This window comes from Xenorhabdus griffiniae, assembly GCF_015163655.1.
In the GTDB taxonomy this organism is placed as follows: Bacteria; Pseudomonadota; Gammaproteobacteria; order Enterobacterales; family Enterobacteriaceae; genus Xenorhabdus; species Xenorhabdus griffiniae.
The window spans coordinates 24,247-50,245 of the sequence record NZ_JADEUF010000013.1; the positions used below are offsets into that span (position 1 = coordinate 24,247).

Sequence of the window (25,999 nt, forward strand, 5' to 3'; positions counted from 1 at the left end):
TGGTTTATACATTACCTGTTGATTATAGAAGTGTAAACATCTAGACGGCTAAAAAATTACGGGTGACGACATGACGGTTTTGAATCATACATTAGGTTTTCCACGTATCGGATTGAAAAGAGAACTAAAAAAGGCGCAAGAGAACTATTGGGCGGGCAAAATTTCTCAACAGGAATTGCTGGAGATAGGTCGTGAATTACGTGCACGTCACTGGCAACAACAAAAAGAAGCGGGCGTTGATTTAGTCCCCGTTGGTGATTTTGCCTGGTATGACCAAGTATTGACCACAAGCCTGTTATTGGGCAATGTTCCGCCACGTCATCAAAATGAAGATGGCAATATTGATCTGGATACACTGTTCCGTATTGCCCGCGGCCGGGCACCAACTGGTACACCTGCGGCTGCTTCGGAAATGACTAAATGGTTTAATACAAATTATCATTATATTGTGCCTGAATTTCAGGAAGGGCAGGCATTTAAGCTGGGTTGGACTCAGTTGTTGGACGAAGTTGATGAAGCTCTGGCACTGGGGCACAACGTAAAACCTGTACTTTTGGGACCGGTGACCTATTTATGGCTTGGTAAGGTAAAAGGCAAAGTTTTTGATCGCCTGTCTCTATTAAAAGATATCCTGCCGGTATACCAGCAAGTACTGGCAGAACTGGCAAAACGTGGCATTGAATGGGTACAGATTGATGAACCGGCTCTGGTACTGGAATTACCAGAAACGTGGCTGGCAGCATTCTCAACGGCTTATCAAGCACTTGAGGGGCAGGTGAAATTGTTGCTGACGACCTATTTCGATAGCGTCGGGCACAATCTGGAGACAATCAAATCGTTGCCAGTGCAGGGGTTGCATGTTGATTTGGTTGCGGGAAGGGATTCACTTGAGAATTTGGATAAATCTCTGCCGAAAGATTGGTTGCTTTCATTGGGAGTGATTAACGGCCGTAATGTTTGGCGAGCCGATTTGAGTGAGAAATATCAGCTTGTTGCACCATGGGTTGGTAAGAGAAATGTGTGGATTGGCACTTCCTGTTCACTGCTGCATAGCCCTATTGACCTGAATGATGAAACTGGGTTGGATGAAGAAGTGAAAAGCTGGTTTGCCTTTGCATTACAAAAATGTGCGGAACTTTCTTTGTTGTCGCAAGCATTGAATGTGCCAGAAGGCAATAAACAAGCCGAGCTGGATGCCTATAGTGCTCCCATTCGCGCCCGTCGCAGTTCCACAAGAGTGAATAATCCCGCGGTCGCTGGGCGTATTGCAGCAATTAAGCCACAGGACAGTGAACGTCAGCAGGTATATCCTGAACGTGCTAAGCTCCAGCGTCAACGTTACAATTTACCGCTGTGGCCAACAACAACCATAGGTTCATTCCCACAAACGACGGAAATTCGTAGCCTACGTCTCGATTTCAAAAAAGGTCGGGTGGATAGTACGCACTATCGAACCAATATCAATGAACATATTAAACAGGCGATCCAAGAGCAGGAGCGTTTGGGGTTGGATGTCTTGGTACACGGTGAAGCTGAACGTAACGACATGGTGGAATATTTCGGCGAACACTTTGACGGTTATGTCTTTACCCAAAATGGTTGGGTACAGAGTTATGGCTCCCGTTGCGTGAAACCACCGGTCATCATTGGCGATATTAGCCGTCCAGAGGCGATAACAGTAAACTGGGCGACCTATGCGCAATCCTTGACTGATAAGCCAGTCAAAGGCATGTTGACCGGGCCTGTGACCATTCTCTGCTGGTCATTCCCAAGGGAAGATATTAGTCGTGAAACCATTGCTAAACAGATCGCACTGGCTTTGCGTGATGAAGTTGATGATTTGCAGAAGGCAGGCATTGGCATTATCCAGATTGATGAACCTGCATTGCGTGAAGGTTTGCCACTGCGCAGAGAAGAGTGGCAGGAATATCTGGAGTGGGCGGTGGATGCTTTCAAACTGAGCGCAGCCATTGCGAAAGATGATACCCAAATCCACACTCATATGTGTTATTGCGAGTTCAATGACATCATGCCGTCGATTGCAGCGCTGGATGCGGATGTGATCACCATTGAAACCTCGCGCTCGGATATGGAATTGCTGGATTCATTCGAAGATTTCTCTTATCCGAATGAGATAGGGCCTGGTGTGTATGACATTCACTCACCAAACGTCCCCAGCGTTGAATGGATTGAGGCATTGTTACGCAAAGCGGCTGATCGTATTCCAGTCGAGCGTTTGTGGGTGAACCCAGACTGCGGATTGAAAACTCGTGGTTGGACAGAAACCAGACAAGCGTTGGCAAACATGGTTGAAGCGGCAAAACGCTTGCGCTCCTCATTAAATAGTTAACTTATACCAATCTAACTTCAAGATGCGTGTGATTTCTCCCTGCGAAGTGGGGAGAAATCAGGTTTTATATCATGCTGTAAATTGCAACTTAAAGTTTAATGCGTAAGGGTTTATTTGTTTAATTTAAACTTAATAAGTGATAAAACTGCCCGCTACAGTTAGTGCAATATGGCGGGTAGAAAAGTTGGTCATGTATTGGATAGTTAGATGCGCTCAATAAACATCCCTATCACTTTGTCATGCAATTCTTCCGATTTGGAATTATTCAATGCATAATTCCAGTTTACTCAGGTAATTGTCAGACTATTTTCAAACAATCTCCTTTTTCAATTGCGATTTTCATTCCTTATCACTGAGTTTTTCAACTACCCATATCGATTTCTGATAGCGAAAAGCATAACAAATATGGCATGTTCCAGTTTGTCCATTTTTGATGAGGTTTTGTGATGGAGTTTTATATTCCAATTATTGGGTTGGGAGTGGCGGTATTTACGCTGGTTTTTCTGGTTTTGCGGACTCGTGTTCATGTCCTGATTGCTATGCTAATTGCAGCGATAATCGCTGGAATATCAGGCGGTTTGACTATGAATAATGTCGTTGAAGTGATCGCTAAAGGATTTGGTTCGACATTAGGCAACATCGGTATTGTGATTGGATTGGGATGCATGATGGGGCGAATATTGGAAGTATCGGGAGCAACAGAGCAGATCGCTTATAGCCTGATTAAATGGTTAGGTAAAAGGCGCGAAGAGTGGGCTTTGGCGATTACCGGTTATATTGTCAGTATCCCCATATTTGTAAATTCAGCTTTTGTGATCCTCTATCCCCTGGTGAAGGCATTGGCGAAGAAAGGTAAGCGCAATGTATTGTCCCTTGGGGTTGCTTTGGCAGGAGGGTTAGTGGTCACTCACCATATCGTTCCGCCAACGCCAGGGCCGCTTGGTGTCGCCGGAATATTTGGGGTGAGTATCGGCAAAATGATGCTGACAGGTATGATACTGGCGGTACCCTGTGTTATTGGTATTACCTGTTATGCAAAGTGGCTGGAGACTAAATATCCTGAATATCAACTTGGTGATACAGAAGAAAGAACAGAAAACTTATCACTAGTTCATCAGCGTTATCTGGAAGAGAAAGAGCAAAAATCACTTCCAAGCCTATTTCTTTCTCTTTTACCCATCGTCGTGCCAATTATTCTGATTTTTATTGGCGTAATTAATGGAATGATACTGAAAACTGATGAGTTTGCCGGTAAGGAGAATGCTTTCTATTTTCAGATTTTTGATTTTCTAGGCTCCCCCATTATCGCGCTAGCAATCAGTGTATTACTGGCGGTTTATACCTTAATGCCAAACGTCAGTAAGCATGAAGTAATTGAACATCTGGAAACAGGGTTAAAAACTGTTGGCATTATTTTATTGGTGTCAGGAGCGGGAGGGGCATTAGGTGCAGTGTTGAACGAAGGCGCAACAGGGACGATATTGGCGCACTATATTGCCAGCCTGCCCATAACACCTGTTTTGATCCCATTTATCATTGCGACACTGATACGCATAATTCAAGGCTCTGGCACAGTGGCAATGATAACTGCGGCGTCTATTTCTGCACCAGTTATCAAACAGATACCGGATGTTAATCTGTTGGTGGCGGCTCAAGCTGCGATGATGGGCACACTGTTTTTCAGTTACTTCAATGACTGTTTTTTCTGGGTAGTTAACCGGATGATGGGGATTAAAAGTGCAAGGCAGCAGATTATCGTTTGGTCGATTCCTACCACAATTGCATGGGGGATTGGATTGTGTGGTGTACTGCTTCTTAATCTCGTCATGTGAATGGCTTATGTGAATAGTGATAGTGCTCTGTAACGGGCGCTACCTTTTAAATGTGATTTTTATCACAAATTCATGTATGTGTTTCTTTCTTGTCTCAATTAAAGATGATTTCAATCACTAAAAAATGTCAGAGTATTGACTAAATTTATACGCATTAAACTTCAAGTTGCAATTTACAACACAATATGAAATCTGATCTCTCCCCGCGAAGCGGGGAGAGATCACACGCATCTTGAAGTGAGATTGGTGTAGGTATTCATATTTTTGTCCGTTGAGGAGTCTGATATGTCTGATGTGTTTCACTTAGGTATCACCAAAAGCGACCTGCAAGGCGCAACTCTGGCGATTGTACCCGGCGATCCTAACCGTGTTGAGAAAATTGCGCGACTGATGGATAACCCAATACATTTGGCTTCCCACCGTGAATTTACAACCTGGCGTGCAGAAGTTAACGGAAAAGCTGTGGTTGTCTGCTCTACAGGCATTGGAGGCCCCTCAACGTCGATTGCTGTAGAGGAACTGGCACAGTTGGGAGTACGTACTTTCCTGCGTATCGGAACAACGGGGGCAATTCAGCCACATATTAATGTAGGGGATGTATTGGTGACGACTGCGGCGGTTCGTTTGGACGGCGCCAGCCTGCATTTTGCCCCAATGGAGTTCCCTGCGGTTGCTGATTTTGAGTGTACGAATGCCCTGTATGAAGCAGCAAAAGCCTCTGGTTCTGCTACCCATGTTGGTATTACGGCATCTTCCGATACCTTCTATCCCGGCCAGGAACGTTACGACACTTATTCTGGCCGTGTCGTTCGTCGTTTCCAGGGTTCGATGAAAGAATGGCAAGAAATGGGCGTAATGAATTTTGAGATGGAATCAGCAACATTGCTGACCATGTGTGCCAGTCAGGGACTGCGTGCCGGTATGGTTGCTGGCGTGATTGTTAACCGTACCCAACAGGAAATCCCAGATGTTGAGCTGCTGAAGAAAACAGAAAGCAATGCGCTGGGGATAGTTGTGGAGGCAGCTCGTCGTCTGCTGTAATGCCTTTCATCAAGGGTCAGATGATTCTGGCCCTATCGTTTGTGCGATATTCTCTTCCTTTCATTGCAAAATTTGCTAATGTCATAGCACTTTGTACTAATAGATAGTGTGTTCTATTAACTATTTTTAATCTAACAAGAGTGACTATGACCACAACATTTCTATCCCATCCTTCACTACTTCCTTTGAATGGCGGCATTAATTTTCGTGATTTAGGTAATAAGACACTAAGCAACGGCGTCAGGATAAAACCAGGCGTGTTATTTCGTTCCGGCTCATTAGACAGGCTGACAGAAAACGATCAGGCTTTTTTAGTGGATCAAAACCTTTTGCAGATCATTGATTATCGTGATAGCAGCGAAATTATGGATAAACCAGATCGAGTATGGAATGGGGCGCATTATCACCATGCTCCTGCCAATCCTCTTTCCAAAGAAGTGGATGCTAATCTGGATAAGTTAGACATGAAAATACTGGAGCAATTCGACGCGAAAACATTTATGTCTCGCTTATATGAATTGTTACCCATTAATAATCCAGCGTATAAGACGTTAGCGACATTATTGCTGCAACCAGAGAAAGGCGGCATTGTGCAACATTGCGCGGTTGGTAAAGACAGGACAGGAGTGGGTTCGGCACTGGTTTTATTCGCATTGGGTGCTGATCTGGATACGGTGATGGAAGATTATTTGTTGACCAATGTCACGCTGGCTCCATACCGCGACTATTTATTGAATGAACACGCAAAAATTATGAGCGAAAGTGTAGTCGAAAAATTTGCCTATGTTTATTCAGTGCGGGAAGAGTTTTTACTGACCGCACTGGATAGCATCAACCAGCATTATGGCAGCATAGATATTTGGCTGGAAAAAGATATTGGACTCAATATCGCTGCGCGTGAAAAACTACAAGCTTATTTTCTTGAATGAAAATATCAGGTTAGCATTGGGCAGATTGTCCAGGACTGACCTTATAACCTCCCACTGATAATACAGGAAAGATTAATGTGAGCCTGCATGAAATTATCGAATCGGTCATAAACTTCGTAAAAGCCCATGAGGTTTGGGCAATTCCCATCATTTTCCTATTGGCATTTGGTGAATCGTTGGCATTTATTTCCCTATTGTTACCAGCAACGATCATTTTGTTGGGGTTAGGAGCGTTAATTGGTGAAAGTGGGTTAACTTTCTGGCCAATATGGATAGCCGCAGCCGCCGGTGCTTTCTTTGGTGATTGGGTTTCTTACTGGTTTGGTTGCCATTACAAAGAAGATGTTGGCAAGATGTGGCCGCTTTCTCGCCATCCTCAAACGTTGGTTCGCGGACATCGTTTTTTTGAACGATGGGGCGTATGGGGTGTTTTCATTGGGCGTTTTTTTGGTCCCTTGAGAGCCGTTGTACCGCTGGTAGCCGGAATCTGTGCTATGCCAAAACGCCATTTTCAGCTTGCTAACCTAGCTTCTGCATCGATTTGGGCATTCGGTATTTTAGCACCAGGGGCATTTGGCTTGCGTTGGTTGGCAGAGTGGATGGGATAATTGCGAGCTACTTTGCAAACTGAAAGAAAGCCATTGAATACTCTGGACATCTATACAGCCTCTATTTAACTTACATTGAGGCTAATGACTCACAAAAGTTGTCTGAAATTTATCGGTAATCGTGCCAATAAAAAATAATAGAGTTAGTGAGGGTGTATAGGTGGATATCCAGTGGTTATACATGCTGATCGGTAGCTTGGGTGGATTGCTGGGCGGAGGGATCTTCGTCTGGCTTTCTGTCCAGCAGAGGCTCCAGCAAAAAGAGCAGGAGTTGCGTGAATTATATAGCCAACTGGCTGTCAGCCATGAAAAACTGGAGCAAACCCACTATTGGCGTACTGAATGCGATCAATTAAACCAAGAGTTACTGGCGCAACGCGAAATTAGCAGTGTGCAGGAAGCTGAGTTGCGCGAATTGAGCACCCGGCTTGAAGAAACCAGACTAGCTGCGGAGGAAAAGCAGCGTTTATTGCTCAGCAGTGAGCAGCGATTAAGTACCCAATTTGAAAATCTTGCCAATCGTATCTTTGAACAGAATCGACTCCGGACCGATGAATATCATCGCCAAAATCTCAATCATCTTCTGATGCCATTTCGTGAACAACTTGAGGGATTTCGCCGTCAGGTACAAGACAGTTTTGGGCTAGAAGCTCGTGAGCGCCATACCTTGACTCATGAAATTCGCAATCTTCAGCAACTTAATGCACAGATGGCGAAAGAAGCTATTAATCTTACAAAAGCCCTGAAAGGAGACAATAAAATACAGGGAAATTGGGGAGAAATGATATTGGCTCGAATTTTGGAAGCTTCTGGCTTGCGTGAGGGATATGAATTCGATACACAGGTCAATATTAAGGCTGAAAACAATGAACGTTTTCAACCTGATGTGATCGTGCATCTGCCACAAGGAAAAGATGTCATTATTGATGCCAAAATGTCCCTGGTCGCTTATGAACGTTATTTCAACAGTGATAGTGAAGAACAACAGGCGCCAGCATTACAGGAACATATCAACTCTATCAGAGGACATATCCGCGGCCTGAGCCGAAAAGATTATCAACAATTACCCGGATTGCGATCACTGGATTATGTTTTGATGTTTATTCCTGTGGAACCCGCTTATTTGGTTGCACTCAATCAGGCGCCAGAATTACTTGATGAAGCATGGAAACATAATATTATGCTGGTTAGCCCATCAACTTTGCTGGTTGCCGTTCGTACTATCAATAACTTGTGGCGTTATGAATATCAAAGTCAAAATGCCCGTTTGATTGCTGATAAAGCCGCCAGAATGTATGACAAAATGCGATTGTTTGTGGATGATATGCAAGGATTAGGGCAAAGTCTTAACAAAGCACAGACGAGTTACCATTTCGCAATGAAAAAGCTTGTTGAGGGCAGAGGTAATTTAATTAGTCAGGCCGAAGGATTTCGTGATTTAGGCGTGGATGTGAAGTGTCCTATTGATTCACAGTTGATTGATAAATCTTTCCAATCGTTGCAGGTGAATGAGTGAAGTCTGGAATAGGGTTTTGTTGGAAAGGCTGATACACTGACTATAAATTTTTTTGAATAAAAAGCGGACAAATAATATGGCAGATCAATCAAAAGAAACCACTGATTTTGGTTTCCGCACTGTAGCCAAAGAACAAAAAAAAGAGATGGTGGCAGAGGTGTTTCACTCTGTGGCCTCGAAATATGACTTAATGAATGACTTGATGTCATTTGGCATTCACCGTATCTGGAAACGTTTCACAATTGAGTCAAGTGGTGTCCGCCGTGGTCATAAGGTGCTTGATCTTGCTGGTGGGACAGGCGATCTAACCGCAAAATTCTCCCGAATTGTGGGGGAAAAAGGGCAGGTTGTTTTGGCGGATATCAACGACTCAATGTTGAAAGTTGGCCGCGAAAAATTACGCGATATCGGTATCGTAGGCAACGTCAGTTATGTTCAAGCCAATGCCGAAGAACTGCCTTTCCCGGATAACCATTTTGACTGTATTACCATTTCTTTTGGCTTGCGTAATGTCACGGACAAAGAAAAAGCGCTACGCTCCATGTATCGGGTACTTAAGCCTGGTGGCCGCTTGTTGGTGCTGGAGTTTTCCAAACCTGTACTGGCACCGTTAAGTAAGATTTATGATGTTTATTCATTCCACGTTCTGCCCCGAATCGGTCAGGTCGTTGTGAATGATGCGGACAGTTACCGCTATTTGACAGAATCCATCCGTATGCACCCTGATCAGGAAACCTTGAAAGGCATGATGGAAGAAGCGGGCTTTGACCAGGTTTACTACACCAATATGACTGGTGGCGTTGTTGCATTGCACAAAGGGTTCAAATTCTGAGATGGAAATACCCTCATCAAGCCATAATATGGCTTTTGCGATCTCAAATGAAAAAGTGTTGTTTCCGGTAGTAACGGCCTTTCTGGAAACAACCTTGAATCATCTTTTATATCGAGAAGCTGTATTAAAACCTGCCCGCTTAAGATTGGCCGGTAAGATACTGTCTATCAAACTGAAAGAAATCGCTTCCCCCTTGATACTGATATTCAGTGAGAAACGAGTGGATGTTTTGAGTCAATGGTCAGAGCCAGTGGATTGCTCGATGAAAACAACGCTCCCTGCATTACTTAAGCTACGGGATCGCCAGTGCCTTTCAGCCCTGATTAACCGCGGTGAAATTATCATTGAAGGGGACATGCAGGTGATTCAACAATGGTCTGCTTTGTTGGATATGTCAGAGTGGGATCCTGCGCATTACCTCTCCCCTTATGTTGGTGATATTGCTGCGGAAGGCATTACCCGGATGGTGAAGAAAAGTTTTGAATTTGCCAGCAATACCATTGCAAGGAAGAAAACGCATTTCACCGAATCATTGACGGAAGAATGGGAAATGGTTCCCAGTGCGCTGGAAGTGGCTTATTTCAGTGAAGAAGTTAATGCCGTTGCCAATCAGATAAACCAACTCGAAAAACGGTTGGCGGCCCTGGAGGGAAAACATGACACCCAGTGAAATTAGACGACTTTACTTTATCATCCGGGTCTTTCTTTCTTACGGGTTGGATGAACTCATCCCGAATATTCGTTTGACTTGGCCGTTACGTTTTGGGCGTTATTTCCTGTTTTGGATACCTAATAAGCATAAGGATAAACCTCTCGGCGAGCGTTTGCGTTTAGCATTACAAGAACTCGGCCCAGTGTGGATCAAATTTGGCCAGATGCTCTCCACGCGTCGTGACTTGTTCCCACCTGCCATCGCAGATCAACTTTCGATGTTACAAGATCGGGTGGTTCCCTTTGACGGTGCAGTGGCACGAAAATCAATTGAAACGGCGTTAGAGGGAGCACTGGAAACGTGGTTTGAGGATTTTGATCCACAACCATTGGCTTCCGCTTCTATTGCCCAGGTACATACTGCTCGGTTGAAGGAGAATGGCAAAGAGGTTGTCCTAAAGGTGATCCGCCCGGATATTCTGCCTGTAATTAAAGCTGACGTGCGGTTAATGTATCGTCTGGCAAATTTGGTTCCCCTTTTACCTGATGGTCGTCGTCTTCGTCCGCGTGAAGTTGTCAGAGAATATGAAAAAACCCTGCTTGATGAGCTGAATTTATTGCGTGAAACTGCAAACGCGATTCAATTGCGGCGCAATTTTGAAGATAGTCCTATGCTCTATGTGCCAGAGGTCTATCCCAACTATTGCCGAGAAAATGTTTTGGTGATGGAGCGCATTTATGGCATTCCTGTGTCAGACGTTGCAGCGTTAGAGGCGCAGAACACCAATATGAAATTGTTGGCTGAGCGTGGTGTTCAGGTGTTCTTCACCCAAGTATTTCGCGATAGTTTTTTCCACGCAGATATGCATCCCGGTAATATTTTCGTCAGTTATGACAAACCAGAAGATCCTACTTATATCGGTATCGATTACGGTATTGTTGGCTCTTTGAATAAAGATGATAAACGCTATCTGGCCGAAAATTTCATTGCTTTCTTCAATCGTGATTATCGTCGGGTCGCTGAACTGCATGTCGATTCTGGTTGGGTGCCGGCAGATACCAATGTGGAGGATTTCGAATTTGCTATCCGTACCGTGTGTGAACCCATTTTTGAAAAACCACTGGCTGAAATTTCATTTGGGCATGTTCTGCTAAACCTTTTCAATACCGCTCGTCGTTTTAATATGACAGTTCAGCCCCAGCTGGTTTTGCTGCAAAAAACGCTGTTGTATGTTGAAGGCTTGGGGCGTCAACTTTATCCTCAGCTTGATCTATGGAAAACAGCAAAACCTTTTCTGGAAGATTGGCTGCATGATCAGGTTGGGCTTCCCGCTATTGTGCGTGCCTTTAAAGAAAAAGCGCCTTATTGGGCGGAAAAGTTACCAGAGCTTCCAGAGCTGGTATATGGCTCGCTTCAGCAGCACCGACGTTTGCAGAGCAGCATTGATCAAATATCGCAACAATTCAGGCAACAACAGCTCAGACAACGCAAATCTCTTTATTTATTGGGGATTGGTGCAACTCTCTTTATCTGTGGTAGTTTGTTTTTCATTATAGAGCAGAAACACTTGGCATGGGGAATGATAGGGGCCGGCATTGCATCATGGGGATTGGGCTGGCGTCATTTAAGTAAACTTCAATAATTCAGTAATGATGAATATTAAATGAAGGTAATTTTGCCACGAACCTTGATATAATTGCATTATTTTTGAACATCAAGTTCGTCGTTTATAATTATACCAATCTCACTTCAAGATGCGTGTGATTGCTCCCCGCAAAGCGGGGAGTAATCAGGTTTCATAGCGTGTTGTAAATTGCGACTTGAAGTTTGATGCGTATAAATCACGAGTAATATTCTGATGAATAGAGGTAGGTCAGTATGGGTGGTATAAGTATTTGGCAATTGCTCATCATTGCCGTCATTGTCGTACTGTTATTTGGTACTAATAAGCTTCGTACCTTGGGTTCGGACTTGGGCGAATCAATAAAGGGCTTTAAAAAGGCAATGAGTGATGATGACAAGTCACAGCAGCCGGAAAAAATGAGTCAGGATGCCGAGTTCGAAACTAAAAACCTGACTGAAAAGTCCACGGCTGCGCAATCTGAAAAATCAGAGAGTAAAAGTAAAGACAAAGAGCAGGTATAAACCGTGTTTGACATTGGTTTTAGTGAGCTACTGTTAGTGATGATCATTGGCTTGGTTGTTTTGGGGCCGGAACGTTTGCCTATTGCGGTCAAAACAGTGGTTGGATGGATTCGAGTATTGCGCTCGCTGGCGGCTAATGTTCAGAATGAACTTGCTCAGGAACTAAAATTGCAAGAGCTTCAGGACACATTGAAAAAAATGGAAGAAAAAGCCGACCTGCAATCACTTTCGCCAGAACTGAAAGCCTCAATGGAGGAGTTGAAGGAAGCGGCTGAATCATTGAAAAATACCTATCAGTTGAAACCGGATGAAATGAGGGAGTTGGAGGAAGACGAAACGCATTTTCATTCTTCTGGGTCCCCATCGGTTGCAAGGCACTCGAATTCAGAACAGGCCAGTCTGGAACCCGTGATTGCAGAGCAATCGAGCACAATACCAGAGCAGCAGAAAAGAAAACTTCCTGAACAAGCAAATGGCGAACACTGAAACATGTCTGTGGATAATACCCAACCTCTTATCAGTCATCTAATTGAACTGCGTAAGCGGATTTTAAATAGTCTAATTACTGTGCTGGTAGTCTTTCTGGCATTAGTTTATTTTTCCAATGACATTTATCGGCTTATTGCAGCGCCTTTAATGGAACAATTGCCTAAAGGCGCCAATATGATTGCAACAGATGTTGCATCACCTTTTTTTACCCCAATTAAACTGACCATTATGGTGTCTATTTTTGTTTCGGCACCGATGATCCTCTATCAAGTATGGGCATTTATTGCACCGGCACTGTATAAGCACGAACGTCGTTTGATTATGCCCTTACTGTTTTCCAGTAGCATATTGTTTTATCTGGGAATGGCATTCGCATATTTTATTGTTTTTCCCATTGCGTTTGGTTTCTTTATCAATACCGTGCCCGCTGGGGTCGTAATATCGACGGATATCAGCAATTATTTAAGCTTTGTCATGGCGCTATTTATGGCTTTTGGGGTTTCATTCGAAATACCTATTGCCATTATTTTGCTGTGCTGGAGCGGGGTAGTGACACCAGAATCACTAAAGAGAAAACGTCCTTATATTTTAGTTGGGGCGTTTGTGGTTGGGATGTTGTTAACACCTCCTGATGTTTTCTCCCAGACTCTGCTGGCTATTCCTATGTATTTGCTATTTGAACTGGGGATTCTGCTTTCGCAGTTCTATGCTGGTAAATGGGAACGGCGTAATTTTATTAATCCAGAAGATAAAGCAGACAGTGATATTGGTGACAATTTTAAAAAATAATCTGATGTCAGGCATTCATAATTATCGTGAACTGATTGATGGTGTTAATATCATTATCATGAAACGATGGCTATTAACCCAGCGCTTTGTCGCTGGGTTTTACATTAGGAGAACAATATGAGCTATGTATTTCCGGGGGCGTTTCCCGGTCGTCGTATGCGCCGTGTGCGCCGTCATGATTTTTCCCGCCGCTTAGTTGCTGAAAATCAACTTACTGTTAATGATCTGATTTATCCTGTATTTGTTATGGAAGGAACAAATCAGCGTCAGGAAGTGTCTTCAATGCCAGGAGTGTATCGTCTGACAATCGATCTTTTGCTGAAAGAAGCAGAAGAGATTGCCCGACTGGGTATTCCTGTTTTGTCCCTGTTTCCAGCCATTGAAGCGGATAAGAAATCGTTGGATGCGAAAGAAGCTTATAATCCAGATGGCTTGATCCAGCGTGCTGTGCGAGCCCTGAAAGATGCTGTTCCTGAATTGGGGCTTTTGACGGATGTAGCACTCGATCCATTCACTACCCATGGTCAAGATGGTGTTATTGATCAGGATGGCTATGTTATCAATGACGTGACCAAAGATATTTTGGTCAAGCAGGCATTATCCCATGCTGAAGCTGGGGCTGAGATTGTCGCACCAAGCGATATGATGGATGGCCGTATTGGTGCTATTCGTGAGCAGCTTGAGATGGCTGGTTATGTGAATACCCAAATCATGGCTTATTCTGCGAAATACGCCTCTTGTTACTATGGGCCATTTAGAGATGCGATTGGTACCAGCGGTAACTTGAAAGGTGGCAATAAGATGACCTATCAAATGGATCCTGCGAACAGTGATGAAGCGTTGCAGGAAATTGCGCAGGATTTACAGGAAGGTGCAGATAGCGTTATGGTTAAACCTGGTATGCCGTATTTGGATGTGATTCGCAGGGTAAAAGATACTTTCGGTGTACCAACATTTGCCTATCAGGTTTCGGGTGAATATGCCATGCATATGGCGGCCATTCAAAATGGTTGGTTGAAAGAGCAGCCCGTGATTATGGAATCATTATTATGCTTCAAACGGGCGGGAGCAGATGGTGTTCTGACCTATTTTGCCAAGCGTGTAGCGCAATGGCTGCATGAACAAAGATACTGATTATTGTAATAGCCAGGGGATATAAAGGCGGGCAATTTTGCCCGTCTTCTGATTAAATTTTGATGAAATATTTATTGTCTAAAACTTTAGAAACTTCTTTGTTGAGAATATTTAGCAAGAGAATGGAACGAGTTTCCCCATCCGGTTCATTATAAATTGCCTGAATGCCTTCGAAAATTCCCTCAGTGATCAGGACAGTATCACCCGTAATTGGGGTTTCAGGTGCAATATATTCTTGCTCAGTAACAGACATTAATTCATCAATTAATGTTTGTGGAACAATGGCAGGATAAGTGCTGAATCGAACGAAATTATTGACGCCTCGGGTTGAGTTAACGGTTGTAGTATGAATAATTTCGGGATCAAAATGGACAAACAGGTAATTGGGAAACAGAGGTTCAGTAACGATGGATCGTTTACCTCGAATGATTTTTTCAATTTTGGCTGTAGGTGTTAAGCAAATCACGTCCTGTCGCTCTAAGTTCTCTATTGCCCGAGAGACTTGCCCACGTTTACAGTAAAGAAGATACCAATTTCCCATCATATTTCGACTCCATTGCGTAGAATGTTTAGCATAACAAAACCAGTGCTAAGGGGTCATCAATAAAGATAGAAGTTATTTAAAGTGTGAGCCGTATTTTTATCTCTTACCGTGCTTATTTTCAGTCAAAGTTTATGCCAATCCAACTTCAAGTTGCAGCTTGCACATCAATGTGATGGTTTATATCTCCCCGCCTAGCGGGAGATATAAGACGCATCTTGAAAGGCGATTGGTATATGTATTAATTATTGCCTTAAATTCATTGCTTTTTAGCAGGTTATGAGTTTTCCTTGTAACCCTCATGGGAGGGATTATAATGGCTTTCCCTCCTTGAAAATCGGCACGAATGAACACTATGAAATATCGCGATCTAAGAGACTTTCTTTCCTTGTTGGAACAATCAGGTGAATTAAAACGAATTCGTATGGAAGTTGATCCATACCTGGAAATGACTGAAATCGCAGATCGTACTCTTCGTGCCGGTGGTCCCGCCTTATTATTTGAAAATCCTAAGGGATATTCGATGCCTGTCTTGTGCAACTTGTTTGGTACACCTAAGCGTGTTGCCATGGGGATGGGGCAGGATGATGTTAAGGCACTGCATGATGTTGGGAAGCTATTGGCTTTCCTTAAAGAGCCTGAGCCGCCAAAAGGCTTTCGTGATTTGGTCGATAAACTGCCTAAGTTCAAACAGGTCTTGAATATGCCAACCAAACGCCTTAGCTCTGCGCCTTGTCAGGAACAAATTTGGGCAGGGGATGAGGTGGATCTTACCCGTATTCCAGTCATGCATTGTTGGCCAGAAGATGCCGCCCCTTTGATTACCTGGGGGTTGACGGTGACTAAGGGGCCTAATAAAGAGCGCCAGAACTTGGGGATCTACCGCCAACAGGTATTGGGAAAAAACAAACTGATTATGCGCTGGTTATCACATCGTGGAGGTGCGCTTGATTTTCAGGAGTGGTGTCAGGCACATCCGGGGGAACGTTTTCCCGTGTCCGTTGCCTTGGGCGCCGATCCTGCCACGATATTGGGGGCGGTTACCCCAATTCCTGATACTTTGTCTGAATATGCGTTTGCTGGATTATTACGAGGACATAAAACGGAAGTCGTTAAATGTATATCTAATGATCTGGAAGTGCCGGCCAGTGCTGAAATTATCCTTGAAGGCTATATTGAGCCAGGCGAAATGGCCCCAGAAGGGCCATATGGTGATCATACCGGCTATTACAACGAAGTAGATACGTTCCCGGTATTTACGGTAACCCATATTAGCCAACGCAGTGACGCTATCTATCATTCTACTTACACCGGACGTCCACCGGATGAACCTGCGGTGTTAGGGGTTGCGTTGAATGAAGTATTGGTGCCAATATTGCAAAAACAATTTCCTGAAATTGTGGATTTTTACTTGCCGCCAGAGGGCTGCTCTTATCGACTCGCTATCGTTACAATCAAAAAACAGTATGCAGGCCATGCCAAGCGAGTAATGATGGGAGTTTGGTCATATCTGAGACAATTTATGTACACAAAATTTGTTATCGTTTGTGATGATGATATCAATGCGCGAGATTGGAATGATGTCATCTGGGCGATAACAACGCGAATGGACCCGCAGAGAGATACTGTCTTAATGGAAAATACACCCATTGACTATCTCGATTTTGCATCCCCTGTTTCTGGGTTAGGTTCAAAAATGGGATTAGATGCAACGAATAAATGGCCAGGAGAGACACAAAGGGAATGGGGGCGTCCGATTGTGATGAGCGATGAGATTCGGGCCCGTGTCGATGAAATTTGGGATCAATTAGATATTTTGAAGCGATAAGAGGGAACGCATGACAATATTAAGCTGTAAAGTAACATCGGTTGACTCCATTACAGATACAGTTTATCGGGTTCGTTTATTACCTGATTCGCCTTTTTCTTTCCGTGCGGGGCAATATTTAATGGTGATTATGGATGAGAGGGATAAGCGTCCTTTCTCCATGGCATCACCACCATCAGAAAAACAGATCATTGAGTTGCATATTGGTACTTCTGAGCTAAATCTCTATGCGATGGCGGTAATGGATAGAATTCTGGATCAGAAAGTCATTGATATTGATATTCCACATGGCCAGGCCTGGTTTCGTGAAGACAGCAAAAACCCGATGTTATTGATTGCTGGTGGAACAGGATTCTCATATACACGCTCTATCTTATTGTCTGCATTGGAACAAAATCCTAATCGCGAAATCTCCATTTACTGGGGAGGACGAGAGCTGCAACATCTGTATGATTTGGGGGAGTTGCAATCATTAAGTGAGCACTATCCTAATTTGACCATTGTACCGGTAGTTGAACAGGTTGATGAACACTGGCGCGGAAGAACGGGGACAGTTCTGAGTGCGGTTTTGGAAGATTTCGGCAGTTTGGCAAACCATGATATCTACATTGCTGGTCGCTTTGAGATGGCTAAAATTGCCCGTGAACGGTTCTGTAGTGAGCGTGATGCATCTATCGAACGCATGTATGGGGATGCATTTGAGTTTATTTGAGCCATTTGCCGATAAAAGATAAGACGCAAGAATAAAAAAACCCGCCCCTGACAGGCGGGAAACTATGGCAACAACTTACTAGAGTGATGCAATAGATAAGACAGACAAGGGAAAAACGTTAATTTTTAAAAGTCATCAATGTTAATCATCAGCTATGCTTTATAGCCAAATTTTCATGACTATACTCTTTCAATAATCGTGGCTATACCCTGGCCTAACCCGATGCACATGGTTGATAGCCCGAACTGAACATCTTTACTTTCCATCAAGTTAAGCAAGGTGGTTGTAATGCGAGTACCAGAGCATCCCAATGGGTGACCGAGAGCAATAGCACCACCGTTCAGGTTGATTCTGTCATCCATACTATCCAGCAGATTCAACCCTTTTACGCAGGCCAAGGATTGTGCAGCGAATGCTTCGTTCAATTCCATGACGCCAATATCCGTCAGGCTTAAGCCGGCTTTTTTCAAGGCCATTTGTGTGGCCGGCACAGGGCCATAACCCATGATCGAAGGATCACAACCAACCACTGCCATTGAGCGAATACGGGCGCGAGGTTTTAATCCTAACGCTTTAGCTTTGCTTTCGCTCATGATCAGCATGGCAGAGGCGCCATCGGAAAGCGCTGAGGAGTTACCCGCAGTCACACTTCCAGTGACAGGATCAAAAACGGGACGCAGTGCAGCCAAACCTTTGAGATTAGCATCTGTGCGGATCACCTCATCAAAATCGACGAGTTTCATATTCCCATCAGCATCATGTCCATATATAGGAACGATTTCGTTAGCGAAAGCTTTGGATTCAGTCGCTTGTGCTGCCCGTTGATGAGAACGCAGGGCAAACTCATCTTGCATTTCGCGACTAATATTGTGCATTTTAGCCAGCATTTCTGCCGTCAATCCCATCACACCTGCTGCCTTAGCAACGTTACGGCTTAATTTGGAATGAAAGTCGACACCGTGTGTCATGGGAACATGTCCCATATGTTCAACACCGCCGACCATAACAACACTGGCATCACCGGTCATGATCATGCGGGCACCGTCGTGCAGTGATTGCATTGAAGAACCACAGAGGCGGTTAACGGTTACCGCGGGGACTGAGTGAGGAATGCCCGCCAGTAAAGCAGAATTGCGGGCAATATTGAACCCTTGTTCCAGTGTTTGTTGCACGCATCCCCACGAGATATCATCAATATCTTCAGGCTTAACGGCAGGATTGCGCTTGAGTATTGACTTCATCAGATGTGCGGAGAGATCTTCGGCACGGACCTGACGGAATACACCACCTTTTGAGCGCCCCATTGGGGTACGGATACCATCAATAATAACTACGTTTTCCATGTTTTCAGACCTCACGCTTTTTCACCTGGATTAACAGCAAGTTCTGCTGGTGCAGGGTAGTAACTTTCATTGCTTTCGGATTTTGCTTTCAGGCCAGCGGGTATGTGATAGAGTGCGCCCAAATGAGCATAACTTTCTGCCATCTTCACATAGGCTGCGGTTCCCATGGTATCCAGGTAACGGAAAACGCCACCATGGAATGGAGGGAAGCCTAAACCATATACCAGTGCCATGTCTGCTTCTGCTGGGCTGGCAATGACACCTTCTTCTAAGCAGCGAACAACTTCGTTAATCATTGGGATCATGGTTCGGGCAATGATCTCTTCACCAGAGAAAGTATGTTTCGGTTTGCTGATGCTTGCCAGTAACTGATCGGTAGTTTCATCCAGCTCTTTTTTCGGTTTACCTTTTTTATCTTGAGTATATTTATAGAAACCAACGCCATTTTTCTGACCATAACGCTGATTTTCAAATAGTACATCAATGGCATCCCGATAATCGCGGCTCATGCGGTCAGGGAAACCTTGAGCCATGACAGCTTGTGCATGGTGAGCAGTATCAATACCGACAACATCGATGAGATATGCAGGGCCCATTGGCCAGCCAAATTCTTTTTCCATGATTTTGTCGATTTGGCGGAAATCGCCGCCATCCCGTAGCAACATGCCAAAACCAGCCAGATAAGGGAACAATACGCGGTTTACAAAGAAGCCAGGACAGTCGTTAACAACGATTGGTGTTTTACCCATTTTACTGGCATAGGCGACAACGCTTGCAATAGTCTTCTCTGAAGTTTTTTCTCCACGGATGACTTCAACCAACGGCATACGATGTACTGGGTTGAAGAAATGCATACCACAGAAATTTTCCGGGCGTTTTAGCGATTTTGCTAATTCAGTGATTGGGATAGTGGAGGTATTGGAAGTCAGAATGCAGTCATCGCTGATATGTGATTCTGTTTCTACCAAAACCGCAGCTTTAATCTTGGGATTTTCAACTACAGCTTCAACAACAACTTGGGATTGTTCAATACCAGCATAATTCAGGGTTGGTTGGATGGATGCCAGAATTTTGGCCATCTTCATGGCATCTAAACGTCCCCGTTCAAACTGTTTATTCAGCAATTTGGCCGCTTCATTGATACCTAAATCCAGCGCTTTTTGATTAATATCTTTCATCAAGACAGGAATACCCTTGCGCGCTGATTGATAGGCAATACCGCCCCCCATGATACCGGCACCCAGTACAGTCGCATGTTCAGGGGTTGTAACGGTTTGCAGATGTTTCTTCGCCAGCCCTTTAACATATTGCTCATTCAGGAAGATGCCGACTAACGCATGAGCGACAGAGGTGTGCGCTAATGATACAAAACTGGCTGATTCCAGTTTTAAGGCTTCCTCGCGACCGAGTGTAGCGGCTTTTTCAATGGTTTTTACCGCTGTGATTGGTGCTGGATAATGCGGGCCAGCAACCTTCATTACCATACCTTTTGCTACGGTGAAACTCATGGTACGTTCGATCTCATTGAGAGTCAGAGGCAACAATTTAGGCTGACGGGCGGCTTGCCAATCTAAATCTCCTCGAATGGCTTGTTCCAGAACTGAAACGGCAGAATCAACCAGTTTTTCAGCAGAAACGACGGCATCTACCAAGCCATTTTTCAGCGCTTCTTCAGCACCAATATCTTTTCCTGCGGAGATGATTTCGAGAGCATTATCTGTGCCAATCAAGCGTGGCAGGCGAACAGAACCCCCAAATCCCGGCATAATGCCCAATTTAGTTTCTGGTAATCCAATGCGAAGATCGGGGGATGCGATACGAAAATCTGTTGAAAGTACCAATTCACAGCCACCGCCAAGGGCATAGCCATTGATAGCCGAAATAGTCGGAACAGGGAGATCTTCTATACGGTTAAAGATATTGTTAGCGAGATTCAGTAATTCATGCAGTTTTTCTGCTGGTGAACTGAATAGCGATAAAAATTCTGTGATATCAGCACCAACAATAAAAGCTTGTTTTTCAGAGCGTAACAGTAACCCTTTTAGTTTAGTCTCTTGCTCAAGGGTCGCAACGGCTTTATCCAGTGAAGTGACCGTTTTTGAGTCTAATTTATTAATTGCAGCCGGTGCATTGAAAATGAGTTCAGCAATGCCATCTTTTAGCCATTTTACTTGAATAGTTTCACTTAGGTAGAGCATGTCATTCTCCTCAATGAGCGCATACCTTCTGGTATGACCAGATGCAGTTGATTGTGATTACTGTGTTAATTTAATGCAAACTGATGATTAATTTTTTGTAGGGCGGATCACAGGTAAGATTTATGGCAGAGAACAATATATTTTGTTAATGCTTTGAAAAATATAACCATATTGGTTTGGTTGTAGAGAGTACGTTTTTTACGTGATAGCTCCGACGATAATGAATTGTGGTAATATTTAAGCTCCTGCCAAAAAATCAAAAGGCTAATTAAGATGGAAAAGTTGGCATCTCTGTACCAAGAACATATTAAAATTTTACAAAAACGTGCCCGAGAAATCTTAGAACGAACTCAGTTTGACGCCTTGCTTATTCATTCGGGCGAATCATTACGGGTTTTTCTGGATGACAGCCATTATCCGTTTAAGGTAAATGCACACTTTAAGGCTTGGGTACCTGTGACCAAAGTGCCTAATTGCTGGTTGTGGATTGATGGTGTCAATAAACCTAAGCTCTGGTTTTATTCACCGGTAGACTACTGGCACAGTGTAGAGCCACTACCTAGTGGCTATTGGACTGAAGACATAGAAATGATTCATTTGGCAAAAGCTGAAGATATCAGCATTAAACTGAATGGATTATCAAAACAGAACGCTGCTTATATTGGTGAACAAACGGAGCGTGCTAAATCCTTGGGTATTCTTGAGCACAATATCAACCCAAAAGCTGTCTTGGACTACTTGCATTATCATCGTTCATATAAAACAGATTATGAATTGGCTTGTATGCGTGAGGCCCAGAAAACCGCTGTTAATGGTCATCTGGCAGCCTATGATGCATTTTTGTCTGGTGTGAGCGAATTCGAAATCAATATGTTCTATTTGATGGCAACAGGGCACCGTGATACCGATGTTCCTTATGATAATATTGTTGCTCTGAATGAAAACACGGCTGTTTTGCACTACAACAAATTACAGCAGAGAGTGCCTTCGGAAATACGCAGTTTCTTGATTGATGCGGGAGCGGAATATCATGGTTATGCCGCGGATATCACCAGAACCTATGCAGCAAAATCTCATAACGATTTCGCTTCACTGATAAAGGATTTGAATGAAGAACAACAGGCGCTCATTGGCACAATTAAAACGGGAGTTCGATATACCGACTACCATATTAATATGCATCAACGTATAGCCAGGATACTGAAAAAACATGATATTGTTCATGGGATCAGTGAAGAAGGTATGGTTGAGACAGGATTGACGACGCCGTTTTTCCCACATGGACTCGGCCACCCTTTAGGTTTGCAAGTGCATGATGCGGCTGGGTTTATGCAAGATGATGGCGGAACTCATCTGGCAGCACCGGAGAAGCATCCTTATTTGCGCTGCACCCGTATTCTGGAGCCAAGAATGGTTTTGACCATTGAGCCTGGGATCTATTTCATTGAAACATTATTAGCGCAGTGGCGTGAAAGCGAATATCGTCAACATTTTGATTGGAAAAAAATCGAAATGTTGAAGCTTTATGGTGGTATTCGTATTGAAGATAACATCGTTATTCACGATGGAAAAATTGAAAATATGACCAGAGAATTACAATTATCGTAATGAAGCCTTATTTAATTCCTGCGGCTTCAGTCAGCTTTACTGAAGAAATAAAAAAGAGTCGTTTCATTACCCTGCTGGAGCATACCAGCGGGGTGGATGAGGCTAAGTTATTTATCCAAAGTATTAAAGAGCAATATCCTGATGCTCGGCATCATTGTTGGGCTTTTGTGGCAGGGGCGCCGGATGATTCCCAACAGTTAGGGTTTTCTGATGATGGCGAACCTACTGGAACCGCTGGCAAGCCGATGATTGCCCAATTAATCGGAAGTGGTCTGGGGGAAATTACCGCTGTATCTGTTCGCTATTTTGGTGGCATAAAACTTGGTACGGGTGGTTTGGTCAAAGCCTATGGCAATGGGGTACAACAAGCTCTGAAGTTGTTGCAAACCGAATACAAAGTACCGCAGAAGTTATACCAGTTACAGTGTGAGTATTCGCATATTTCAATGGTAGAACAGTTGCTACACCAATTTTCTGGGCAGGTGATCGCCAGTGATTATGCTGAAAATGTCACGTTGCAAGTCTCGCTGCCAGCTACCCTTGTTGGTGAGATAGGTGATAAATTACGGGACTTGAGCCGTGGTGCTTTGTTTTTAACACCAAAATCATAACTATTCTTCATATCGGATTTCTAAGGAACCAGCCGAATGCATTTTCGCGCCATAACCCGTATTGTTGGACTACTTGTCATTCTTTTTTCTGTCACAATGATTATTCCGGGGCTGGTCGCATTGATCTATCGCGATGGCGCAGGCAGGGCATTTAGCCAGACATTCATTTTTGCTCTCGTCATTGGTTTAATATTGTGGGTACCTAATCGCGAACAAAAATCTGAGCTCAAGCCGAAAGAGGGCTTTTTGATTGTTGTCCTATTTTGGACTGTGTTGGGAAGCGTGGGGGCATTGCCATTCATTTTCTCTGAAAAACCCAATCTTTCAGTCACCGATGCCTTTTTTGAATCATTTTCTGGCCTAACGACTACTGGCGCGACGACGCTTGTTGGCCTCGATTCCCTTCCCAAGGCTATTTTGTTCTACCGACAAATGTTGCAATGGTTGGGGGGGATGGGGATTATCGTTTTGGCTGTGGCGATCTTACCTCTGCTTGGTGTGGGGGGAATGCAGCTTTATCGTGCAGAAATGCCAGGGCCATTGAAAGACAATAAAATGCGTCCTCGTATTGCAGAAACGGCAAAAACGCTTTGGCTGATTTATGTCTTGTTGACCATTGCCTGTGCCCTGGCATTGTGGGCTGCGGGGATGCCGGTGTTCGATGCGATTTCTCATAGTTTTTCTACCATCGCTATTGGTGGATTTTCTACCCATGATGCCAGTATCGGTTTTTTCAATAGCCCAGCCATCAACACGATTATTGCCATTTTCTTATTGATTTCGGGCTGTAATTTTGGTTTGCATTTCGCGGTTCTTTCTGGACGAAGCTTGAACGTGTATTGGCGTGATCCAGAATTTCGGATGTTCATTACTATCCAGTTGGCACTATTGGCAATCTGTATGCTGATATTATGGCAACATTCTGTTTATGAATCAGAATGGGAAGCATTGAATCACGCTTTTTTTCAAGTTGTCTCCATGGCGACAACAGCCGGATTTACAACGGACTCTTTTGCCAATTGGCCTCTTTTTCTGCCTTTTCTGCTGCTATGTTCTGCATTTATAGGGGGATGTGCGGGTTCAACGGGAGGCGGTCTCAAAGTTATCCGCATTTTGTTGCTATTCTTGCAAGGATCACGTGAATTAAAGCGATTAGTGCACCCGAATGCGGTGTATACCATTAAATTGGGACGGCGAGCATTACCGGAACGAATTATTGAAGCAGTTTGGGGTTTTTTCTCTGCTTATGCACTGGTTTTCGTTGTCAGTATGTTGTTATTGATCGCAACGGGTGTTGACGAATTTTCTGCTTTTTCTGCCATCGCCGCAACACTGAATAACCTGGGACCCGGTTTGGGAGTGGTTGCTGATAACTTTACAACCATGAATCCGGCGGCTAAATGGATATTGGTTGTCACTATGTTATTTGGACGTTTGGAAGTGTTCACATTATTGGTGTTGTTTACACCGACTTTTTGGCGTGAATAGTGAACGATTGAATTTTTATATGTGATTCTCTGTTTAATAAGGGCGTATCTATGAGTTATTTGCTGCTTTATTCTACCCAAGATGGACAGACTAAAAAAATTATTACCCGTATCGCAGAGAACCTTCGTCGTGCTGGTATTAAGTGTGAATTAAGAGATCTTTCTACCGTGAAACAAATCAATTTGACGCCTTACCAAAAAGTAATGGTAGGTGCGTCGATACGTTATGGCCGTTTCAATTCTGTATTGTATGATTTTGTCATTCGCCATCAACAACAATTGAACCAAATGCCAGCAGCTTTCTTTGGCGTCAACTTAACGGCGAGAAAGCCAGAAAAAAGAACGCCAGAAACGAACGCTTATGTACGTAAGTTTTTAATAAAAAGTCCGTGGCAACCTGATTTATGCGAAGTTTTTGCGGGAGCGCTACTTTATCCACGTTATCGTTGGTTGGATCGCATCATGATTCAGTTCATTATGCGAATGACCGGAGGAGAAACAGATACGACGAAAGAAGTCGAATACACCGATTGGGAACAGGTAGATCATTTTTCTGAGAAATTTTTGCAAATAACGTGTGATAAAACGCCTTAAAAACAGTCTTTCTGCTGGTTATTACCTCGTTTTGAGGAAAAAAACCACGAACAGAAAGAAATTTAAAAAAAACTATTGTCAGCGCCGTAAAACTCCCTATAATGCGCTTCCGTTGTCACGACAAACACACAAACCGGTCGGGATGACAACGTGAAAAGCCCTGAAAAATAAGGCTTGACACGGTAAGAGGAAAGCGTAAGATACGCAGCCTCGCAACCCGGAAGACGCTTCCGGTTGCCAACGCTCTTTAACAAGTTAATCAGACAATCTGTGTGGGCACTCGCAAGAGACTATCGAATCGCCGCAAGGCAAAAAGATTAAAGTCTTAAAGAGTGACTAAGCAGTTAATTCATTACGAACTAACAGTGAAATTCTTTGAGCATCAAACTTTTAATTGAAGAGTTTGATCATGGCTCAGATTGAACGCTGGCGGCAGGCCTAACACATGCAAGTCGAGCGGCAGCGGGGGAAAGCTTGCTTTCCTGCCGGCGAGCGGCGGACGGGTGAGTAATGTCTGGGGATCTGCCCGAGGGCGGGGGATAACCACTGGAAACGGTGGCTAATACCGCATAATCTCTGAGGAGCAAAGTGGGGGACCTTCGGGCCTCACGCCATCGGATGAACCCAGATGGGATTAGCTAGTAGGTGAGGTAATGGCTCACCTAGGCGACGATCCCTAGCTGGTCTGAGAGGATGACCAGCCACACTGGGACTGAGACACGGCCCAGACTCCTACGGGAGGCAGCAGTGGGGAATATTG

The 25,999-nt window shown here is 44.0% G+C and carries 22 protein-coding genes and 1 rRNA gene; 20 read left to right on the forward strand and 3 right to left on the reverse strand.

Translation table 11 applies throughout. The annotated features are described in order from the left end of the window. Positions 1-70 precede the first annotated feature (70 nt). From metE to hemB, 13 genes are all read left to right on the forward strand, one after another. Positions 71-2,350: a 5-methyltetrahydropteroyltriglutamate--homocysteine S-methyltransferase gene (gene metE, locus IQ211_RS03895; protein ID WP_189759047.1), complete on the forward strand. Its 2,280-nt coding sequence runs from the start codon at positions 71-73 to the stop codon at positions 2,348-2,350. 446 nt (positions 2,351-2,796) lie between these two features. Next, positions 2,797-4,182, forward strand: a complete 1,386-nt coding sequence (locus IQ211_RS03900) for a GntP family permease (protein ID WP_189759070.1) — start codon at positions 2,797-2,799, stop codon at positions 4,180-4,182. Positions 4,183-4,467: 285 nt separating this feature from the next. Continuing rightward, positions 4,468-5,223, forward strand: a complete 756-nt coding sequence (udp, locus tag IQ211_RS03905) for a uridine phosphorylase (protein WP_189759046.1) — start codon at positions 4,468-4,470, stop codon at positions 5,221-5,223. 146 nt (positions 5,224-5,369) lie between these two features. Then, positions 5,370-6,152: a tyrosine-protein phosphatase gene (locus IQ211_RS03910; protein WP_189759045.1), complete on the forward strand. Its 783-nt coding sequence runs from the start codon at positions 5,370-5,372 to the stop codon at positions 6,150-6,152. A 77-nt stretch (positions 6,153-6,229) separates the two neighbouring features. Beyond that, positions 6,230-6,760 (forward strand): DedA family protein, encoded by a 531-nt coding sequence (locus tag IQ211_RS03915; protein ID WP_189759044.1) that lies wholly within the window; start codon positions 6,230-6,232, stop codon positions 6,758-6,760. A gap of 160 nt (positions 6,761-6,920) precedes the next feature. Then, entirely contained in the window at positions 6,921-8,276 is a 1,356-nt protein-coding gene (gene rmuC, locus IQ211_RS03920; RefSeq protein ID WP_189759043.1) for a DNA recombination protein RmuC, read from the forward strand. Positions 8,277-8,352: 76 nt separating this feature from the next. Beyond that, complete coding sequence (ubiE, locus tag IQ211_RS03925; RefSeq protein ID WP_189759042.1) at positions 8,353-9,108, forward strand: bifunctional demethylmenaquinone methyltransferase/2-methoxy-6-polyprenyl-1,4-benzoquinol methylase UbiE; 756 nt, start codon at positions 8,353-8,355, stop codon at positions 9,106-9,108. Between the two features lies 1 nt (position 9,109). Beyond that, on the forward strand, positions 9,110-9,778 hold the full coding sequence (gene ubiJ, locus IQ211_RS03930; protein WP_223281638.1) for a ubiquinone biosynthesis protein UbiJ: 669 nt from the start codon (positions 9,110-9,112) through the stop codon (positions 9,776-9,778). Further along, positions 9,765-11,402: a ubiquinone biosynthesis regulatory protein kinase UbiB gene (ubiB, locus tag IQ211_RS03935; protein WP_189759041.1), complete on the forward strand. Its 1,638-nt coding sequence runs from the start codon at positions 9,765-9,767 to the stop codon at positions 11,400-11,402. The genes ubiJ and ubiB overlap by 14 nt, the downstream gene beginning before the upstream one ends. Positions 11,403-11,638: 236 nt before the next feature. Then, positions 11,639-11,905, forward strand: a complete 267-nt coding sequence (gene tatA, locus IQ211_RS03940; protein WP_189759040.1) for a Sec-independent protein translocase subunit TatA — start codon at positions 11,639-11,641, stop codon at positions 11,903-11,905. A 3-nt stretch (positions 11,906-11,908) separates the two neighbouring features. Next, entirely contained in the window at positions 11,909-12,391 is a 483-nt protein-coding gene (tatB, locus tag IQ211_RS03945; RefSeq protein ID WP_189759039.1) for a Sec-independent protein translocase protein TatB, read from the forward strand. 3 nt (positions 12,392-12,394) lie between these two features. Further along, positions 12,395-13,183, forward strand: a complete 789-nt coding sequence (gene tatC / locus IQ211_RS03950) for a Sec-independent protein translocase subunit TatC (RefSeq protein WP_189759038.1) — start codon at positions 12,395-12,397, stop codon at positions 13,181-13,183. A gap of 117 nt (positions 13,184-13,300) precedes the next feature. Beyond that, positions 13,301-14,317, forward strand: a complete 1,017-nt coding sequence (gene hemB, locus IQ211_RS03955; RefSeq protein ID WP_189759037.1) for a porphobilinogen synthase — start codon at positions 13,301-13,303, stop codon at positions 14,315-14,317. 52 nt (positions 14,318-14,369) lie between these two features. Here the strand turns inward: hemB and rfaH are convergent, their stop codons facing one another. Continuing rightward, positions 14,370-14,858 (reverse strand): transcription/translation regulatory transformer protein RfaH, encoded by a 489-nt coding sequence (rfaH, locus tag IQ211_RS03960; protein ID WP_189759068.1) that lies wholly within the window; start codon positions 14,856-14,858, stop codon positions 14,370-14,372. A gap of 355 nt (positions 14,859-15,213) precedes the next feature. On the opposite strand from rfaH, the gene ubiD reads away from it, so the two are divergent. Both ubiD and fre read left to right on the forward strand, forming a co-directional pair. Continuing rightward, the gene (ubiD, locus tag IQ211_RS03965) at positions 15,214-16,686 is read left to right on the forward strand and encodes a 4-hydroxy-3-polyprenylbenzoate decarboxylase (RefSeq protein ID WP_189759067.1); all 1,473 of its coding nucleotides are present in this window, start codon (positions 15,214-15,216) and stop codon (positions 16,684-16,686) included. 10 nt (positions 16,687-16,696) lie between these two features. After that, positions 16,697-17,398: an NAD(P)H-flavin reductase gene (gene fre, locus IQ211_RS03970; protein ID WP_189759036.1), complete on the forward strand. Its 702-nt coding sequence runs from the start codon at positions 16,697-16,699 to the stop codon at positions 17,396-17,398. Positions 17,399-17,577: 179 nt separating this feature from the next. On the opposite strand, the gene fadA is transcribed toward fre, so the two are convergent. Both fadA and fadB read right to left on the reverse strand, forming a co-directional pair. Beyond that, positions 17,578-18,741 carry an acetyl-CoA C-acyltransferase FadA gene (gene fadA, locus IQ211_RS03975; protein WP_189759035.1) on the reverse strand — a complete coding sequence of 388 codons (1,164 nt, stop codon included), beginning with the start codon at positions 18,739-18,741 and terminating at the stop codon, positions 17,578-17,580. 11 nt (positions 18,742-18,752) lie between these two features. Continuing rightward, positions 18,753-20,939 (reverse strand): fatty acid oxidation complex subunit alpha FadB, encoded by a 2,187-nt coding sequence (gene fadB / locus IQ211_RS03980; RefSeq protein ID WP_189759034.1) that lies wholly within the window; start codon positions 20,937-20,939, stop codon positions 18,753-18,755. Between the two features lie 273 nt (positions 20,940-21,212). Here fadB and pepQ point away from each other — a divergent pair, with 273 nt between their 5' ends. The 5 genes from pepQ to IQ211_RS04005 all read left to right on the forward strand — a co-directional run. Then, on the forward strand, positions 21,213-22,547 hold the full coding sequence (gene pepQ, locus IQ211_RS03985; RefSeq protein ID WP_189759033.1) for a Xaa-Pro dipeptidase: 1,335 nt from the start codon (positions 21,213-21,215) through the stop codon (positions 22,545-22,547). After that, entirely contained in the window at positions 22,547-23,158 is a 612-nt protein-coding gene (locus IQ211_RS03990) for an IMPACT family protein (protein ID WP_099131520.1), read from the forward strand. Before pepQ ends, IQ211_RS03990 begins: the two co-directional genes overlap by 1 nt. Before the next feature lie 36 nt (positions 23,159-23,194). Beyond that, positions 23,195-24,646 carry a Trk system potassium transporter TrkH gene (trkH, locus tag IQ211_RS03995; protein ID WP_189759032.1) on the forward strand — a complete coding sequence of 484 codons (1,452 nt, stop codon included), beginning with the start codon at positions 23,195-23,197 and terminating at the stop codon, positions 24,644-24,646. A gap of 50 nt (positions 24,647-24,696) precedes the next feature. Beyond that, entirely contained in the window at positions 24,697-25,239 is a 543-nt protein-coding gene (gene hemG, locus IQ211_RS04000; protein WP_189759031.1) for a menaquinone-dependent protoporphyrinogen IX dehydrogenase, read from the forward strand. A gap of 391 nt (positions 25,240-25,630) precedes the next feature. Further along, a 16S ribosomal RNA gene (locus IQ211_RS04005) occupies positions 25,631-25,999 on the forward strand; the annotation flags it as partial.